The organism is Actinomadura fibrosa, from assembly GCF_900659615.1.
Classification (GTDB): domain Bacteria; phylum Actinomycetota; class Actinomycetes; order Streptosporangiales; family Streptosporangiaceae; genus Spirillospora; species Spirillospora fibrosa.
This window is the reverse complement of record NZ_CAACUY010000042.1, coordinates 39006-56744: the sequence shown is the minus strand read 5'-3', so window position 1 is coordinate 56744 and position 17739 is coordinate 39006. Positions and strand designations below refer to the sequence as shown.

Here is a 17739-nt window from a genome sequence, read left to right as displayed (position 1 = left end):
TCAGGGACACAGCCAGCGGGGTGCCGTGGCCGTCGGTCAGCACGTGGTGCTCAGAGCCCGGCCGGCCACGGTCGACCGGACTCGGCCCGGTTTTGGGCCACCCTTGAGGGCCCGGACGTGGGAGCTGTCGATCACCGCCCTGGACCAGTCCAGCCGTCCAGCGGCGTGCAGTTCCTCCAGCAGCAGCCGGTGCAGGGCGTCCCAGACCCCGGCCTGATGCCATTCGGCCAGCCTGCGCCAGCACGTCATTCCCGACCCGAAGCCCAGCTCCTGGGGCAGGTACTCCCAGCGGACCCCGGTGTGCAGCACGAACAGGATCCCGCAGAGCACCTGACGGTCGTCCAGCCGCTTGCGTCCGGTGTAGCGCTGACGGCGCTCCACCTTCGGCAGCAGCGGCTCGACCCGTTCCCACAGGTGTCGGGCACGATCCACGGAGGCTGCTCTCCCTTGCGCACGTCCTCACGCAACAGCGACTCTCACCACAGGTCGCGCCATATGCGCATTCTGTTATGACCTCTAAGTCTCGGCGATGCCGTGGGTGCCTGATCGTCAAGTATCGCGTCTTGGACGGCCTGATCGACGATGTCTGCGCACGGCTCCGCAGTGACCGACGTACGAGTCCTTCACGTGGCTGAGGGAGCGATTTATCTCGCCCGCAAGACGCGGGGCTGGGTGTGTCGCGGTGCCTGAATCAGGTGCCGAGAGGGACGGCCGTTCGCCGTTCCCAGCGATACAGGTGGCCGTCTCGGATCTGCTCGACCAGGTGCACCTCGGTCACGCGCAGGTGCCGCGGTTGCATGCGGAACGATAGGGCGTTGATGACCGGGTGCGCGGGGCCGGTGCTGTTGCTGTAGGCCACCGAGATGTGTGGGGTCCATTCTGGTTCGTCGGCGAGTTGGTGTGTGCGTACCGTTGCGGCTATCGCGTCACGGATGGCCGTACGTAGGGGGTGCAGGCCGTCCGGCGGCTGGATGCCCAGCATCACGGCTTCGCTGTGGAACCACAGGCGGCCGAGCTCCACCTCCAGCGGTTCGAGGTCGGCGAACCGCTGGGCGACCTGTGTGGTCATCGCGTCGATCTCGGCGTCGGAGATCTCGTCGCTAAATCCGATGATCTGGGTGGTCATGTGCAGCCACGGGGCGGGGATCAGGTCGAGGCCGGGTAGTCCGGCGAGTTTGTCCTGGTACTGCTGGACGAGGTCGACCACGTCCGGTTGCCCGTCGGGGAGGATGTGCCAGACCAGCAGTCGGCGGCCGGGCCGCACGCCCGGACGCCACCACCAGTGATCGGACATGCGTTCGGGTAGGGGGCTCACAGGGCCTCCAAGGTCGCGACGTTGCGGTCGAGGGATCCGGCCTGGAAAGCACGGATCTGATCGCGGAGGTCGGCGGCTCGCGGGTCGCCGTCGTAGCGGCTGTGCCGCAGCCGTCGGCTGAGCTCGGCCAGCCGGCCGGTGATGGTGACGACGCGGAACTCGCTGCCGAGATCGAACACCTCATCCAACTCGGCGGCGGCGCCCTCGGGATCCCCGCGCATGACATGCGCTAGGGCGGCACCGATCCGGACCTGCGCCCACGTCCCGTACACCCACGGTGCGCCGTCCGCCCACGCCTCATCGGCGTCCTGGACCGAACGCAGCACGCGCCCGGGGTCGCCGGCGCCGAGACCGACCTGCAGGGCATAGGTGGCCTGCCGCGGTCGCGGGCAACTCCACGCGTCGGCGAGGGCGTCGGCGGTGGGATTCTGGTCCTGCGCCCGGTGCGCGAGTTCCAGCGCGCCGGTCGCCGAGTCGATGTCTCCGCGCAGTTGCAGGGCGGTCGCCTCCGATACCGCCAGCAGCACCCGGCCCCGGCCGTCGACCGGGGCGAGTTCGAAGCCGCGGTGCGCGAGGTCTGCGGCCTGCTGGATGCGGCCTTCCCAGCGGGCGGTCTTGGACTGGGCGCACAAAACGAGCGCGCGGGCGGCGTCGGAGTCGGCCTCGTGCGCGCACGTCCATGCGGCGTACCCGTAGGCGTCGGCGAGGCCGTAGCGGCCGACGTCCCCGGCCAGAAGATTGACCAGCGCGAACAGCTCGGCCGAGGTGGCCAGCAGTGCCTGCGTCTGTGCGATGCGCTGCCGGCCGCTGCGCAGGATCCGGTTGATTCTGGTCTGCAGTTCGCGGGCTTCGCGCATAACGTCCAGCGGCGGTCGGCGGGCGTAGCCGAACGCCAGGCGGCGGACGGCCGTCTGCAGGTAGTCGATGGTGCCGTCGCCGATGTTGGACTGCTGGAGCCAGTCGGCCAGGGCGACCGCGTCATCGCCGGACGTGCGGGCGTCGGGCGGTTCGCCGCCGAACAGCTCGCTCTGGGATCTGCCGGTCACCTTGGCGTACAGGGCGCGGTAGCGCGGCTCGGGAATCCAGCGCCCGTTCTCCCATTGCTTGATCTGGTCGGTGAGGCTGGCGACGTGCGGCATGCGTTCGCGGTCACGTGGATCGGCGGCGTCCCGAAGCAGCCTCGCCAGCGCAGGGCGTGACCAGCGCGGCGGGGCCTCCCGCTCCGCGCGCAGGCGCGCGCCGATGACCTTGCTGTCGGCGGTCGACACTGCCATGCACCTCTCGCCGGGGGGAGGGCATCACCCTCCTCTGTCCTCCTCTCATCCTCCACTGCCTTCGCGGCCCATGCCCTGGATTCACTTGCAGTGACCGCATCACCACCACCGCATCGCACCCGGGAGAACGGTCCCATGCAGGCGCACCACCGCGATCCAGATCGTCCACAGATGTTCCCCCGTGATGTGCCCGAGGACGAAGCCGACGTGCCTGCGTTCGCGCTGCGGCAGTTGGACGAGAACGTGGCGGAGGCGACCGCGCGGTACCCGCTGACCGACTTCATGGTGAGCATGGGGTGCCGCAGCGTCGTGCGCGCCGAGACGATCGGCGACCTTGAGTTGATCGCGATGGTCGAGAGGATCAAGGCGGACATCGCCCGGGCGGCGGAATGGGCTGCGGGCAGGGCCATGGCCGATCACCTCGCCGCGGTCCCGGTCCCGGTCCCGGTTCCGGTTCCGGACGGAGCCGACTCGTGAACCCGCGCATCCTCATCGGCACGGTCGCTTTGGTGGCGGCGTCTTCGCACGAAGTGTGTCGTCGGTTATTCGTGCTTCATTTGCCAGCGGGTGTGGGTGGTGTCGTTTCTTAGGGAGGTCAGGCGGCGTGACAGCTCATGGCGGGAGAAGGGGTCGCCGGGGGCGTTGCGGATGTGGATGCCGATGGCGTAGACGTCACGGATCTGCATGAGGGTGTCGTAACCCGACCAGTCGCGCAGGTCGTAGCCGTAGGCGGTGGCGAAGGCGTCGACGTCGGAGGGGGAGAGGCCGAAGCGGCGCTGGCCGTGGTAGTTGTGGATCAGGTCCCATTCGCGCGGGCCTATCGCGACGCTGTCCCAGTCGCCCAAGACGACGTGGCCGTCTCGGTGGCGGAGCAGGTTTTCGATCCAGGCGTCCCCGTGGACGAGAGCGGGCGGCGCAGCGAAGGGGAGTTCGTTCCAGGCGCTTGTCAGGGCGGCGATGCGTTGGCTGAGCCATGTTCGCTCGTCGGCGGTGAGTATGCCGGGGTGATGGGTGACCGTGGTGCGGATGCTGGCGAGCGGATCGGTGAGGGTCTTGATGGGGAAGGACGGGGGAGGGGTGGCGTGCAGGTCGCGGAGCACCCGACCGAGCTCGCTGGTGTGGACGGGAGTGGCACTGCTGGGCACGTAGCGCCAGAAGGTCGCTGTCACGTTGTCGAGCGTCACGGGTTGATCGTTGACCTCGTCGGCGGGCTGGACGGTCGGGAACCCGCGCCCGGCGAGCCAGCGGGTCACGGCCAGAACGGCGGGGAGCCGTTCGGCGGCGTTGGGTGAGGTGGCGATCCGGACGACGATCGGTGCCCGCAGTTTGAAGACGGCGTTGCTGCGCAAGCGGAGCAGCTCGGCGTCGGTGGCGTCGAGGTCGACCAGACGGCAGATCCGTTCGAGTGCCGTCCGGGCGCGCGCATGGAGGTCGGTTGCGCCGGCGAGTTGGTTAGGCATCGCGAGCCTGTGAGCTGCGGGGTGACGATGACGACTCGAGGGCGAGTACGTCGTTCAAGCCGTTGATCGCCTTCCCGCTGCGGCGGTCGAGTGGAAGGGCGGAGCGGACGTCGCGGGCGCGGACGAACACGATGGAGGTGCGCTGTTCGGGTGGGAGGTCGAGCAGCGTGTGGGCGGCCAGCTCGCAGGCTTCTGCCTCCCGGCCGCTGCGGGCGAGACCGGTGGCCTGGTCGAGGCGGATGAGCGCTGAGTCGATGCCCCGGCTCCCGGCCGTGCAACACGCCAGGGCTGATTCGTGCACGGCTTCGGCGCGCCGGACGTTGGAAAGGTAGGCGTGCGCGCCGCTCAGGTAGAGGTAGAGGCGCTGCTCGGTGAAGTCGAAAGCCAGCGCGCCCTTGTCGCCCTCGCTGAGTTCGCCGAAGAGCTGCTGAGCTCTGGTGAGGGCGGTGTTGGCGCCGTCGCGGTCTCCCATGCGGGCGAGAGCACGGCCCTCGGCGGCGGCTGCGAGCGCGGTCGGTGAGCACGGCGTCGCTCGCGATAGCGCTTGAGCTTGCCGAGCCAACCGCACCGTCTCCTGGAGATCTCCGTAGTAGTACGGCAGCATCGCCTCCTGCGCGCGGACGAGTGCCCGCAGTCGCGGGTCACCGGTGTCGTCGGCTGCTGATTTGGCGGTTCCGTACCATGCTCGTGCCTGCCGGATATCGCCCAGCTTCATGAGGGCGTCGGCGCTGAGGACGGCCAAGACCGCCGCGACTCGGGCCAGCCGGCATTGGATGGCGCCCGGTTGACGCTGGGCGGCCAGGTTCTGGACGTTGCTGAACTCGAGCATGAGCTGGCAGAGCATGAGCAGCGGCGGGGTGACCAGGTAATCGCGGCGGCAGTTCACGACCATCTCGTCCATGCGGTCCATCTGGTCTTCGGTGATGGTGCCGGACGCCAGGGTTCGGTCCATCTGCTGGCGTAGTCCCTCCACCTCGGCGAGCACGCGTCCGATCGATCCGCCGCGGTGACCGGCGATCACATCGTGGAACACAGACTGCCGGTCGGACTCCTCGCCGGTCCTGCCCGTCGGGCGTGGATCGTGCATCTGGCTTGGAACGAGAACCGGCGGTTCGGGCCGGTAATCAGGTACCCGGGCCGGAGCCGGGGAAGAGCGTACGGCTGGAACGACCACCACCTTGTTCGGCTCACCATCGTCGGAATAGTCGTTGGCAAACCCCAAGCGGATCAGATTCGCCTTGTAGAGGCGTGAAAGCCGGTCGGCTGTGTCGGGCCGCGGGCGCGCACGGCCGTTCTCCCATGCGTTGAGCAGGTCGATATTAGCGTGCGGCGGGTCGAGGCGCTCGCGCTCGCAAACTTCCAAGAGCTGGTCGATCGCGACCCGGGCCGTCCAGCCGCGGGCCAGGCGGTGAGCCTTCAGCAGACTCACTCCGCAGCAGCCGTGGATCGCCTGCACTAGTTGCCACGTCGATCCGCCTTGGGCCTCAGCCTGTTCCCGCCACCGCCGGGCACAGGCAGGTGCGTGCTCTCCTCGGGCCATCCGCTCTCCCCACGATGTTCTGCCGAGGCCAGGTGATGCTGTTTTTCCAGCGTAGATGGCTCAGACGGAGCCGGGGCCCCGGCTGCCTGACGCAGTAGGTCGTTACGTGGATCGACCGCGGATTTCGGCAGCTGATCCGCGTTCAGGCCACGGGTCTTCGCCTTCCGTGGAACCACCGCGATTGGTCAGTTGCTGACTCTGCGTCACTGTTCTGACGCAATGCGCTGTCCGGTCGTGCTCGGGCGGCCGACCGAACCGCGATGCTCGAAAGGGGCTCGCCGTGACAGAACCACACGAGTCACCCTCTACCTCTCTCACCGCAGATGGTGACATCCCGATCAACGCTGATGGCCACCCTGGACATCACCTGGTGGTGTACGCGCTGCCCGAGGAGCAGGCCCCGCGCCTCGCCAGGAAGATCCTTCGCGGGACCCTGGTGAACGCTGTCGTCGGTGAATCCGATGTCGACGACGCCGAGCTTGTGGTCGGCGAACTGGCAGCCAACGCCATCTCCCATTCCGCCGGACCGTACGAGCTCCGCTTCGTCACCATCGACGGACACCCCGCCTGGTGCGAGGTCGTCGATGGAGGCCGTGACCTCGCCGGCATACCGCAGATCTTGGAGAGTCTGCACCGGAACGCCATGCCGGAGGAGCAGGCGCACCAGGACGATCTCCAGCAGGAGAGCGGCCGTGGCCTGGCCATCGTTCATCGGCTGACCGGAGGACGGTGCCGCGCGTATCCAACCGTCATCTCGGCGACCGGCCAGCCCGGCAAAGCAGTGGCGTTCGCGCTCCCGAGCGGTATCCGCCTCTGGTGCTTCAGCGATCCTTCGTCTGCGACAGCGCGAGCCGCGCTGGAGAATCTCGCCGCCGGACTACGCGCCCGAGGCTGGGAGGTGGCGCTCGTGTTCGCCGAAGAGACGGTGCTGACGACACTGCCGCCGGATAGCCGCACTGAGGCCGTGAAGATCGTCGTCCGCTTCGGCGGTGATGGCTTCTTCTTCGCGTACGCGCGCAGCCCGCACCGGCAGATCGCGCCGCTAAGCCAGATCGATCGAGCGATCCGGGCCGTGGTGCTCGTCCATGGCGGTCCTGTGCCTCCTCCGCCGATCCCCGACGGCGTGAAGACGCTCGCTGGCTCTCAGGACCACGAGACTCGATGATCCCCCTCATCAGCTGGTCCTGGGAAGACGACCGCAGTGCTCTCGCAGGTGACGGCGTGAAATGCACAGTGCCAGCGCATCACTCCCAGGAAGCCGAAGATCCGATGCCTTCGTGTCCAGGCAACACCGAAGCCTCGCGAACCCTGAGTCGCCCACCGGCCAAGGCCGGGCGGCACCGTGCCCCCGCGCCGTCCGATGTACGAGTCGGAGAGCCCGAGCGAACCACAGGCCGCACGGCATGACGATGACGTCGCTGCGCACGGCATCACCACGGGTGCACGTCCCATGCGACAGGTTCGACTTCGCACGTGCGCTCGTCGACCTTCTCAGCCAGGCCGGTTGTCGCGCGTTGAGTTCATGGGAAGCGGAGCCGTCGATCCTCTCGGTCACGAGCTGGCGTGTTGACATGGAGCCCTGGATAAGCCGGACCATCTGGTGCCTGGCCGAGCCTCGTACCGGTGCCCTGTACTGGCAGTGGTCGCGTCCTCTCTATATGGACGGCATCGTCATCGGCCGCTGGTACCAACCGCTCTGCCCAGTCGCTGACGTCGCTCGAGCCTCGGTACACATGAGAGCGGCCATGGATGCGGCCCTCGCCCTTCGTCATATTGCGCATCCCACCAGGTCGGATACGTCTGGTGATCGCCCGCGCCCCGGCTCACTCATTGAGGAGCTGATGCGAGGCATCCATAGGAAGGGTCGTCACAGAAGCGTCCCAGTCCGTAGCAAGCCTCCGGGCTGAATCCCAGTGCACCAGCGGAACGGCTCGTCGTCCGGTTCATCCCCGTTCATGTCTTCAGGCCAAACTCAGCGGGACGGCCGATGGCCTGGCTGAGGGCGCGCTAGCTGGCCTGATTGCTTGAGGTTGGCTGCACTTCGATCAAGTCGCCCTGGCGTCTCCGCGCGCCAGGGCTGTGGGAATCCGTGCAAGGCCAGAGCATCCGGGCTCAGGCTCGGAGAGGGTCGGTCCAACCTCTGGGGATGCGTGCTCTCGGTTGCTGGAACAGCGATTCGACGCAGCCGCACAGCAGCCGAGCTGGCCGCATCCGCCTGCTCCCGCCGTCGTTGAGCTTGGTGTAGCTGGGCGATGGACTCCAAGAGCTCGACCATGTTGATGACGAGGCGCGTAACCATGACGACTGTCCGGGTGCCCGCCGGGTCCACCAGGGCGAGCAGTCGAGCCGCGGTGCGCAGACCGTTCCCCGCCGACGTTGGCGCCGGAAGGCGTCCGTACGGCGGTCGAGCGGCTCGATCGTATGCTTTCGCGGCTCGCCTCAAGTGCGAATTGCCGGTGACCTTGGACGCCATGAGAAGGATGTCGGCCGCCGCCCAGCATGCGTCCCGAGCGGCGTGCGGGTTGATGACGCTGTAGCGGCGGATCTGGGCAGTCGCGTACGCAGCGGACCGGGCGGCGTCATCGTAGAGGGTCTGTCGCTCTTCGTGAGTCAGCTCGGCCGAGCCAGCCTTATGCGGCTCAGGAGGCGGGTTCGAGCTCCACCGTTCTCGAAGTCTTGTCCAGGTGAGTTCGTCGGCAAGGCGTCCACCGCTGTACCAGACCGCGGCGCCTTCCTCATCGCGGTGATCAGGGAGAGTGACGGCGTATCCGGTGATCTGTCCGGGAGCGCGGTCGCTGAAGCGTCGCCGTACCTGCAACCCGGCGTCCTCGAGGCGTTCGAAGAACTGCTCGGCTGTACGGGCTCGCCGAGCGGCATCCCGGACGGTCGTCCGCAACACGGCACCGGCGGTCCGCTGCGAGAGGTGCCGTCCGGATACCGGATAGTAGTCCGCAGGTGACGGACCGGCCGACGGCTGGCTCGGTCTCCAGCGGTGGCGAAGTCTGGGCAGAGTCAGATCGGCGGCAAGCTTCCCGCCTCCGAACCAGACCGGCCGTCCGTCCCCGTTGTGGTCGCCGGGCAGGGCGACGGCGTACCCGCTGAGCTGCGTCGGATCGCGCTGGCTGAACCGCTGACGGACGAGGACGTTCGCGGCCCGCAGGCGGGCGAAAAACTCTTGCTCTGAGCGAGCTCCCGCTGCGGCGAGCTGGACATGGCGGCGTAGCGCCACGCGCGGCACCTCGGCACGCCCATGACGAGCCGTCTTCTCGTGCTCGCCTCGCTTGGGGCACCGGGCAGCGGTCCGGTCAGCCGGCGCGGTGGACCGCAGCCCGAACCGCCGCTCGATGGCACGGCACGCGTCCCGGACCCGGTATCCGTCGTTCCAGACGACCGGCCGTCCGCCGTCCGTGCGCGCGAGAGTCGCTACCACATGGATGTGGTCTTCGGCGTGCCGGATCGCGACCCAGCGGACGGCATCGGCGTCGCCATCGGGCGCCAGTCCGGTGCGTGCCATCAGCTCGCGGGCGGCCTCGGCCCACTGCTGGTCGCTGAGCACGGGATCCTCCGGGGCGGCTCGAAGGGACAGGTGCCACACCGGCTTGTCGTAGTTCCGCTCGCCCAGGAGGGCGAGCGGCTGATGGAGCAGGCCGCCCAGTCTGCGAAAATCCCGGCTGCCGTCCGCGCGTTCACCCGGTTCCAGCTCGGCCGGGCTTCGAAAGCCGGCCACGATGTGAGGATCGCGATGCTCACCGTGCCGACCCGGTCCGTACAGGTAGCGAAGCAGGCCCTGAACGCGCTTACCTCGCAGTACCTTGCCGATCAGGGCATGCCCACCCTCCGCATCGTCTTCACCTCACGGCAGCCGTCGGCACAGCTCGTCGGCGAGCTCGTCGAGCTTGCCGACCGTCCGCGCCGCGGCGTCGGCGTAGCACTGAAGTCGCGCAGGGAGGTTCCCCGAGTTCAAGGCGGCGACAGCCTGGTTCAAACTGACGCCGATCCGTCGGACCTGCCCCGCGGCTTCCATGACCTCCGCCAGCGCCTCCCGTAAGACGAAGTACTCGGGGTGCACGGCATCACTGGCCACCGCGAGCGCCGCCTGCGCCACGAACGCGCCAGTCGCCAGCCCTTGCCGCCGGGCGGCGGCAGCCAACAACCCCTTCTCCTCATCCGACAACGAAATCCGCACCGACCGTGCGCGACGAGAGTCTTGATGAGACCGCCGATTCAATCGCGATGCGCGCGGCCTCGCCGCAACGTCCATTTCACCTCCGGGATCGCGCTCGATCCCCTAGCTGCGTCCGGTCCGAACCTGCAAAAGTGAACGATTTGCATTTCTTGCCCTGCACCGGAAACGGCCGACAGGACCCTGCTCGGCTCCGCGAGCCAGCCGACCTGCTGGCTGCTCTTGAGCGTTCAAGACGAAGGTGGAGTTCCTGCGGCCGAGGCGTCCGTTTCCTCAACGCTCGAGGCAGGGCTGAGACCTGGCCCCGTAGCCGGGGCTCGATCGAGCCCCGGCTACGCGCCGTCAGAGTTCGCGGCGGTTGGGCGGCGGTTGCGGAGTGGGACGACGTTCCTGCTGTTCCACAATCGACTGGCTGGCCTCGGGCAACATGTCGCCGATCGGTGCAGGGAATCCGGCTCCTGCCGGGTTGACCTCGCTCGCAGCGTGGTCGGCCTGATGCAGAGGCGCCGCACTGGGTCGCTGTCGCAGCGACTGGACTTCGTCTACCTCGTGCGCATGGATGGTCGTGAGCGCCCCCTGGGCACGGCGCAGGGAGTCGCCGGCCTCCTGCATCTGCTCTGCCGAACGGACCAGAGCATCATGCGCACGGAGAACCGCTGGCACAGGGTTGATGCCTTGGTCGTGCACGATCCGTCCGGCGGTGAGTTCCCTGTCGAGGAAGGCGTCGATCTGCTCGGCCGTCTGAGCGAGGCAGAAGGCGGTCTGGGCGAGGTTGCCCAGGATCGTGTAGGCGGCGCTCGGCTGCGTCAGCCCGCGTCCACCTCTGGTGAGGGAATTGAGTGCCCGAACACGCTCATGCAGCTCGCCGGCGAGCAGCTCTGTGTCGTGGTCGGTACGTGCATCGGTCTCGCTCATGAGAGAAGTCCTCCAGGTTGAGCATCAGTTCGACCATGCAGAACTCCTTTCTCTCGAGGGTGGCATCGACGTGGCGTTCAGTCGCGCTCTTTGAAGCTGTTTGCGCTCTATAGTGAGTGCGACGACCACCGTGCGCAAGGATGAGCATGGCGTGTCGCCGAGAAACAGCCCGCGCCGCCTCTCCGCAGCTACAAGGCTGCTAACGATGACCCGGCTGCGGGCGAAGCGCCTGCGCTCGGGTTCCGGTGAGGCACAGCAAGCCGGTGATAGCCGGTGCCACCGGCGCGCTGGATCAGCTTTCCTGCGAGCAGATGTGACGGACGTCGGGCATGACCGCCTGGATCTGAGCCGTCAGATCAGGCCGCCGACCTGTCTCCTCGGCCATCTGCAAGTCGTTCATGGCGTAGGCGTAGGCCTGGTACGGCACTTCCCCCAGACGGTCGCGCTCCTCGGCCACCGCCATGTCGGCCGAGCCTCCGCCGCGCGCCGCGCGGTACGTCCGGATGAGCGCCTGGACGACGTCCCTTTCGCACGCCTTGGAGGCCGGGAGGAACCGGGTGTCCTGGTGAGGGGGCGCTTCCGACTCGTGGAAGGTCGTTTGTGGTCTGTCGTCCGGACGCGTAGCGGCCACTGCGACGACGGCAGCGATCAGCAGCAACACGGCCAGGGCGAACAGCGTGGCGGCCAAGGGATGGGAGGACGAGCGCGAGCGGTCGTCCTCGGGGTCAAGATGCATGGGTGTAGCGCGGTGCATGGGTTCTCCTCAGCGCTGGGGCAGCAACTCTTCGAGCCAGCCGCCGGGGATGACCTCTGGGTCGGTCAGATCGACCACGTCACGGCTGCCGCCCGTTTCGATCACCTGGGCCAGGCGCACGTAGCTGAGGTTCCCCGAGGGCCAGTAGCCCTCCGCGGCGACGATCCGGCGCTCGTCCTCCTGCGGCGGCCCCGAGACGAACAAGCCCGCCGCGACGCCTTCGCGGACCCAGGTCACCTTGTATGGCGCGACGTGCACCAAGGCCACGGCGCGATAGGTGTCGATGGCCTGCTTCACCGCCCGGCGGGTGTCGTGGAAGGTCGCCCTGGCGACGTTGACCACGACCTTGCGGCGGCCTTGGGCATTGAGTAGGAGCAGGCCCTCGGTCACGTGACCCGAAGCGAGGGCGTTGGCGCGTGCGACGTCGAACCAGGCGTCGGTGTAGGTGCGGATGTGGGTGGGCGTGAGTCTGGTCCGGAGGGACATTTCAGCCCCCTACCGAGCCCAGGACGTTGGAGACGCGACGGGCCGCGAGGGCGCGCTCGGTGACGGGGGCGATGCGCTCGTTCCAGGACCACATGTAGTGGCCGTCGCACACCTTGATCCGCTCGGACAGGCGCCCCGAGCTTCGGTTGACGACCTTCAGCTCAGGTGTGTGGTCGTTGCCGCAGCTCAAGGAGGTCTTGAAGGTCTCGGCGTCCAGCTCGGCTGCGAGCTCGGACAGGTGCTGCTCGTCTACGGCGAGGTTCATGGGCCTGGACGGTAGACCTGACCAGTCCCAGGAGTTTCACGAGTGTGAAGTCAGAGCGGAAAGACGAGAGATCTCAGTGAGGGACGCCCATCCTGGCCGCCAGCCCTCTCAATTCCCTGCCGATCGCTGCACCATAGGACTGCTGGATCATCACCGCAACCGTCTCGCTCACCGGCCCGGAGTTGCGGATCTTGTGTGGCGCGACCTCCTCGGCCCGCAGCAGCCAGTCCTCGGCCTGCGGGCGGGTCTTCTTGTCCCTCGCCAGACCTCGCCCCACGTCGGCGAGGAACGAGGCGTGCCGGCCCTTCCTGGAGGCGATGACGGTCTCGTCCACGTCCCTGGCCAACTCCAGCAGCGTGCCGCCGCTCTCGCCTCGCTCAGTGGCCAGGGAGACCTTCCAGACGCCGACGTTGGACGGGGAGAATGCGCCCCAGTTCTGGCCGGGGGTGTCAGGGATGCGCCTGGCCAGCTCGGTGGCCTGGTCCATCCAGTGGTCTGCCTTGCCGTAGTCGTAGATGACCGTGGCCGTGAGCGAGGCCGCCAGGGCGAGCATGCCCAGCACCTGCACGCCGAGGTCGTCCCGAACGTGTGGTTCCAGCGCGTTCGCGGCGTTCTCGGCGGCCTGGAGGGTGACGTCCCGGGTGGTGGTCGGCATGGTGTGGATGCGCAGGCTCGCGGCCTTGCCGGTGGTGATGGGGTCGTCGAGCAGCGATGCCGCCTCGGCCGCCCGCATGGCGGCGATTGAGGCCAGGTCGTCATACCCCAGGTCCTTGGCCGTGAAGGTCGCCGTCTGGAACGCCTCGATCAGCGTAGCCAGGGCTACCCGCCGGGCCCGCTCGTCCGCCGGATCGCAGGCGTGGACGTGCAGTTCGCCGATGAGCTGGGGGAGTTTCTCGCCCACGGTCGTGTGCTTGTACTCCGACCGATCGATCCGTCCCATCTCGGCGACCAGTTCGTCCAGCGGACGAGCTCGATCCACTGCTGGAGCGGTGAGGGTGTTGGTCATCAGGGCCGCGCGGACGGCGGGGATGGTGGCGTGCGGGGCGGCCTGGACGGGGTCGGCCGTCAGATGCGGCCCTCCGGCCAGGTCCTTCTCCGAGACGCGCAGTGCGCTGGCCAGGGCACTGATGTGCGACCGGCGGTCCAGGGCTCGCTGACCGCGCTCGGCCATGGACAGGAACGAGGGACTGAGCCCCGCCAGCCCCGCCAGCTCCGTCAGGGTGAGTCGACGCCATTTGCGCAGCACCCGCAGCCGAGCTCCGATGGTCGTGGCGTCCCACGTATCGTGATCATGCATCTGCCGGTACCTCCTGGTCGTTCGCACTCCCAGGTTAGGCACGGGCCGATGCTGTTCGTAAGCGATGTGGGAAGTCCTGAGCTGCGGACCGTCCTCCGCTGCTCGTTCCCAGAGCGCGGCCCGGCTTCGGTCACGGATCACGCTCACGACGATCATGATGCTGGTGCATCGTCAGCGCCTTGAGTCGGCGGGTGCGCGTAGCGGCGGGATGCCCTGAGGCCGGCCGCGCGGCACCACGTGCAGGTCTCGAACGCGGTGTGTTCGTCGATCCGGATCCGGCGCAACCACCGCTACTGCTGCTACCCGCCTTCGCTCGACTCGCCGTCCCGGCGCACTCGGTCGGCTTCGGCGGCAGCGATGATGATCTCGTCGACGAGCCAGCGGGCCGCGGGGGAGAGGCTGAGGAAGGCGCGCACGATCTCGGGTTTGACGGTGCCGCGCTCAGCCCCCTGGCAGAGGGCTCTGAGAGTCAGAACGTCGGTGATTCCGGCGGATTCGGTCGCGAACCCGAAGTAGCCGATCGGGACGCCGAAGAAGGTGGCGAGGGCGGTCAGCGTCCTGAACTGCGGGTTGTCCTGGCGTCCCGTACGCAGCTTCCAGACGGTGGTGGAGGAGATGTCCTCGCCCGTGGCCGATGCGATCGCGGCGGCGGTCTCCAGATTGTTCCGCGGCGGTGGCGCGTCGGCCGGCCACAGGTTCTGGATCAGCCACTCGATCTTGTCGGACAAGCTCGCCGCAGGAGGGACGTCCTCGATGTCTCCCGATCCAGCCTCGGCCACAGACACTCCTGTTGATCTGAGTTGTGCAACACGCTGAGTAGCTACTTCGATTGACAGTTGTCAGCGTGTGATGCATCGTCGTGTCCAAGGACTTTAGTTGACGGACGTGCTGTCCGTCGGCCGACGCCACCGGGGGAGCGATGAAAATGCTGGCAACGACCACACCGTCTGAGCTGGAGGAACGGCGTGCCCGCCTCCTCCGTCTGCACTACGAGCTCGGTCGGCTCGGGGCTTCCGCGCGAGCCCGCAAGCCACGCAACGGACGCTGGCGTCTCAGAGTCCGGAGGGACGGATGGTCGGAGACCGTTCTGTGCGCCGGCGCAGAGGGCGTCTACGCCTACGTCACCGCGCACGGCCGGCTTCTCGGCACCACGGACGAGGTCCGGCACGTCGCTCGGCTGCTGATCTGGATGATCGAGAGGAAGCAGCGGTGAGCCCGACGAGCGCGCAGGTCCCGGTCGTCGGTGTGGACGAGGCGCGGGCGATGGAGACCGGGTCCGCCCGCGCCGTGGCGGACGCACGGGTCAAGGCGGCCAAGATCGTAGCCACGGTGATGGCGCCGCTGATTTTGGCGCTTGCGATCCTCGGCGGCCTCGGTTCGTTCACCACCGTCCGCGAGATGGCGGAACCGCACTTCGGCCGGTTGGCGTGGATCGTGCCCGTCGGCATGGACCTGGGCATCTTGATCCTGCTGGCGTGGGACCTGCTCATGGAGTACCTCGACCTTCCCTGGCCGGTTCTCCGATGGGTCGCCTGGACGTACATCGCCGCCACCGTGCTCGTCAACGTGGCCGCGGCACGCGGTGACCTGGCAGGCAGCGTGATGAACGCCGCGATGCCCGTCCTGTTCATCACGGTCATGGAGGGCGTACGGCATCTGATCCGCCGATGGGTCGGGCTGGCGTCCGGCAGCAGGATCGAGCGTGTTCCGAGCGCGCGCTGGCTGCTCGCACCGGTCTCCAGCCTCCTGCTGTGGCGACGCATGGTGCTCTGGCACATCACCGCGTATCGGCAAGGCGTCGACCTGGAATACCGGCACTTGCTGGCCGTCTCCGAGCTGCAGCGCCAGTACGGCAGGTGGTCGTGGCGGTGGCGAGCCCCGTTGGCCGAGCGCCTCTCGCTGCGCCACCTGCCCGCCGAGAAGTTGGAGGCCACGGGAGAGCGGCTGGCCGTCGATGAGGTGGAGAACGAGGCGGCTTGTGCGGGGTCCTTCTGCGGGGACGAGAAGCTGGTGAAGGCGGCGCGGCAAGTCGTCCGAGACGCACAGCAAGAAGGCGCCAAGCTCAACAGGGTCATGCTCGGACGTCACCTGCGTGAACTCGGCTTCACGATCGCCAATGACCGGCTCGGTCCTCTCTTCGCCGCCGTCCAAGACGAACGCCCTGAGCAGGTTCAGCCATGACCACTCCGTCATCGGCGGAGCCCGATGAGCGCCAAGAGGAACAGAACCGTCGGCTCGAGGTCCTGCGGGGCATCGCCGAGCATGAAGTGACCCGTCTCTACGAAGGTCAGTCCACCTGGACTGACTGGCTACAGCAGGCAAGCCGCCATGGACGGTACGGCTTCACCAACACCCTGCTGATACCGGCCCAAAGGAGGTCGGCGACCGACGTCCGCTCGTATGACGAGTGGAAGAAGCAGGGGCGCCAGGTCATACGTGGAGAGATCGGCATCCGCATCATCACCTCCCGTGGAACGCCACGGTCTGTCTTCGACATCGAGCAGACCGAAGGCGGAGAGGTCACTGATCGGGGAGCGGCCGATCCGGCCGACGGCCTGCGCCGACTATCTCGCTTGGCTGCGAACCTGGACATGTACGTCGACCGGGGACAGCACTGGTCCTACCTCGGCCCACCGGAGCGGCGCATCCGCATCCCGTCCGACCTGGACGATGCCGCCGCCACCCAAGCACTCGCACATCAGCTTGCTCATGTACTCCAGCCCGGCGGTCGTGTGGACACGGCCGATGATGATCTGGCTGCCTGTTACGGTGCGCGGCGAGTGCTCGCTGACTCGGTCGCTTTTCTCGGGCTCGCGGAACTCGGCCTGCCGCCTGCCGAGCTGGTCTTCTCTACAGTGCAGCTTTGGGCAGGCAAGGACGTCCGCGCCAATCCGCATGCCGCTGTTCGGGCGATGGGGCGCGACGTCGTACGCCTCGGGACTCAGCTACGACGCCGACTCAGTGGCCTCCGACTCCCAGGAGACGGTGGTCCCGAGGGTCTCTCGAGAGCTCAGGCCGTCACGCGGAGCGTGCTTGGCGTTGATTCGACACCAGCGACGGAGTCTTCGGCCACGGCCGCGAGGACGAACGCCGATGAGGGCGGTGACCAGCTCGGACTTGCGAAGGCGCGTCTTCATGCCGTCCTCGAAGACGCTCACCGGTTCTATAGGGACAAGCTCGGCGGGAGCTGGGGTGAGCGATACCTGGCGAGCCGCGGCTTCAACTCAGCAGTACAGGAGCGATGGGAAGTCGGCCATGCGCCGAGCGGGCGCTACGGCCTTGTCCATCACCTTCGTCAGGTAGGACATGGCGACGAAGACATCGTGGCGGCGGGCCTCGCGCGACGTGGTCGTGGTGGGCAGCTCACCGATGTCTTCAGGAACCGTGCCCTTCTCCCGCTCCGGGACGGGCACGGAGCCATCGTCGGCTTCATCGGTCGTCGGCTCGACGGGGCCAAGGGGCCGAAGTACCTCAACAGCCCCGAGACCGCTCTCTTCCGCAAGAGTGAAACCCTCTTCGGGCTCTATGAGGGACGCGATCAGCTCGCCGGAGGCGCACGTCCTGTGCTCGTCGAAGGCCCGCTCGACGCCATCGCGGTCGACGTCGCCGCTCCGGGTCCCCTCGTTGCCGTAGCTCCCTGCGGGACCGCTATCACCACTGCCCAGATCGACGCGATCGACCGGCACTGCGACATCGCAACCACCGGCCTCGTTCTCGCACTCGACGGAGACTCCGCCGGACACAAGGCTGCGCTGCGCGCCTGGACGAAGCTCAGCCATCTCACCGGGCCGGTCGATGTCGGGTTGCTTCCGCAGGGTCGTGATCCAGCGGACCTTCTCAACGCGGAGGGAGGAGCGGCCGTCCGCGAGGCTCTTCAGGTCCTGCGCCCTCTCGCTGATCTCGTCGTCGACGAGACGCTCGAAAGCGTCGGCGGCGAGTTCGCATTTGCCGAGACCAGACTTCTGGCAGTCCGGGCGGCCGCCAGATTGGTCGCCGGCATGCCATCGGCCCAGGCGGCCCGTCAGGTCGGTCGAATCAGCGCCCGTACGGGCGTGGACCTCGCCGAGGTAACCGCCGCCATCGCCTCAGCGATCGTCCCGGACTCCGCAACGGATACCTCACCGGCGTCCGAGGACTTCCCCTTACCCGTCTCGCTCAACTCTGGAGCGCCATCCGGAAGGACTGCGCCGCAACCGCCGCGCGGAATGCGGCGGTCGCCCTCACGATGACCTGCACATCCTCGGCATTGG

16 protein-coding genes and 1 pseudogene are annotated in these 17739 nt (G+C 67.8%); 4 read left to right on the top strand and 13 right to left on the bottom strand.

Annotated features, from left to right (window positions below):
- The 3 genes and pseudogenes from E1300_RS17290 to E1300_RS17280 all read right to left on the bottom strand — a co-directional run.
- A pseudogene (locus tag E1300_RS17290) lies at positions 1 to 432 on the bottom strand (IS5 family transposase); the annotation flags it as partial.
- Between the two features lie 259 nt (positions 433 to 691).
- A complete protein-coding gene (locus E1300_RS17285) occupies positions 692 to 1294 on the bottom strand; it encodes a 2'-5' RNA ligase family protein (RefSeq protein ID WP_131758036.1) in 603 nt (200 codons plus the stop codon).
- A gap of 17 nt (positions 1295 to 1311) precedes the next feature.
- Positions 1312 to 2589: an NsdA family TPR-like regulatory protein gene (locus E1300_RS17280; protein WP_131758035.1), complete on the bottom strand. Its 1278-nt coding sequence runs from the start codon at positions 2587 to 2589 to the stop codon at positions 1312 to 1314.
- Positions 2590 to 2760: 171 nt separating this feature from the next.
- Here E1300_RS17280 and E1300_RS17275 point away from each other — a divergent pair, with 171 nt between their 5' ends.
- Complete coding sequence (locus tag E1300_RS17275; protein WP_131758034.1) at positions 2761 to 3066, top strand: hypothetical protein; 306 nt, start codon at positions 2761 to 2763, stop codon at positions 3064 to 3066.
- A gap of 65 nt (positions 3067 to 3131) precedes the next feature.
- On the opposite strand, the gene E1300_RS17270 is transcribed toward E1300_RS17275, so the two are convergent.
- Together E1300_RS17270 and E1300_RS17265 are read right to left on the bottom strand one after the other, a co-directional pair.
- Positions 3132 to 4049: a phosphotransferase enzyme family protein gene (locus E1300_RS17270; protein ID WP_131758033.1), complete on the bottom strand. Its 918-nt coding sequence runs from the start codon at positions 4047 to 4049 to the stop codon at positions 3132 to 3134.
- Entirely contained in the window at positions 4042 to 5478 is a 1437-nt protein-coding gene (locus E1300_RS17265) for a helix-turn-helix domain-containing protein (RefSeq protein ID WP_242619199.1), read from the bottom strand. Before E1300_RS17265 ends, E1300_RS17270 begins: the two co-directional genes overlap by 8 nt.
- Positions 5479 to 5959: 481 nt before the next feature.
- Here E1300_RS17265 and E1300_RS17260 point away from each other — a divergent pair, with 481 nt between their 5' ends.
- Complete coding sequence (locus E1300_RS17260; RefSeq protein WP_165502877.1) at positions 5960 to 6754, top strand: ATP-binding protein; 795 nt, start codon at positions 5960 to 5962, stop codon at positions 6752 to 6754.
- 807 nt (positions 6755 to 7561) lie between these two features.
- On the opposite strand, the gene E1300_RS17255 is transcribed toward E1300_RS17260, so the two are convergent.
- The 8 genes from E1300_RS17255 to E1300_RS17220 form a co-directional block, all read right to left on the bottom strand.
- Entirely contained in the window at positions 7562 to 9316 is a 1755-nt protein-coding gene (locus E1300_RS17255) for a relaxase/mobilization nuclease domain-containing protein (protein WP_131758030.1), read from the bottom strand.
- A gap of 126 nt (positions 9317 to 9442) precedes the next feature.
- Complete coding sequence (locus tag E1300_RS17250; RefSeq protein ID WP_131758029.1) at positions 9443 to 9763, bottom strand: hypothetical protein; 321 nt, start codon at positions 9761 to 9763, stop codon at positions 9443 to 9445.
- A 351-nt stretch (positions 9764 to 10114) separates the two neighbouring features.
- A complete protein-coding gene (locus tag E1300_RS17245) occupies positions 10115 to 10687 on the bottom strand; it encodes a hypothetical protein (RefSeq protein ID WP_131758028.1) in 573 nt (190 codons plus the stop codon).
- 292 nt (positions 10688 to 10979) lie between these two features.
- Positions 10980 to 11423 (bottom strand): hypothetical protein, encoded by a 444-nt coding sequence (locus tag E1300_RS17240; RefSeq protein WP_131758027.1) that lies wholly within the window; start codon positions 11421 to 11423, stop codon positions 10980 to 10982.
- Between the two features lie 27 nt (positions 11424 to 11450).
- Positions 11451 to 11927 (bottom strand): hypothetical protein, encoded by a 477-nt coding sequence (locus E1300_RS17235; protein WP_131758026.1) that lies wholly within the window; start codon positions 11925 to 11927, stop codon positions 11451 to 11453.
- 1 nt (position 11928) lies between these two features.
- Complete coding sequence (locus tag E1300_RS17230) at positions 11929 to 12192, bottom strand: hypothetical protein (protein WP_131758025.1); 264 nt, start codon at positions 12190 to 12192, stop codon at positions 11929 to 11931.
- 73 nt (positions 12193 to 12265) lie between these two features.
- Positions 12266 to 13489 carry a helix-turn-helix domain-containing protein gene (locus E1300_RS17225; RefSeq protein WP_165502876.1) on the bottom strand — a complete coding sequence of 408 codons (1224 nt, stop codon included), beginning with the start codon at positions 13487 to 13489 and terminating at the stop codon, positions 12266 to 12268.
- A gap of 299 nt (positions 13490 to 13788) precedes the next feature.
- A complete protein-coding gene (locus E1300_RS17220) occupies positions 13789 to 14268 on the bottom strand; it encodes an XRE family transcriptional regulator (protein WP_131758023.1) in 480 nt (159 codons plus the stop codon).
- Between the two features lie 430 nt (positions 14269 to 14698).
- Here E1300_RS17220 and E1300_RS17215 point away from each other — a divergent pair, with 430 nt between their 5' ends.
- A complete protein-coding gene (locus E1300_RS17215; protein WP_165502875.1) occupies positions 14699 to 15670 on the top strand; it encodes a DUF2637 domain-containing protein in 972 nt (323 codons plus the stop codon).
- Positions 15667 to 17718 (top strand): toprim domain-containing protein, encoded by a 2052-nt coding sequence (locus E1300_RS17210; protein WP_131758021.1) that lies wholly within the window; start codon positions 15667 to 15669, stop codon positions 17716 to 17718. Before E1300_RS17215 ends, E1300_RS17210 begins: the two co-directional genes overlap by 4 nt.
- Positions 17719 to 17739 lie beyond the last annotated feature (21 nt).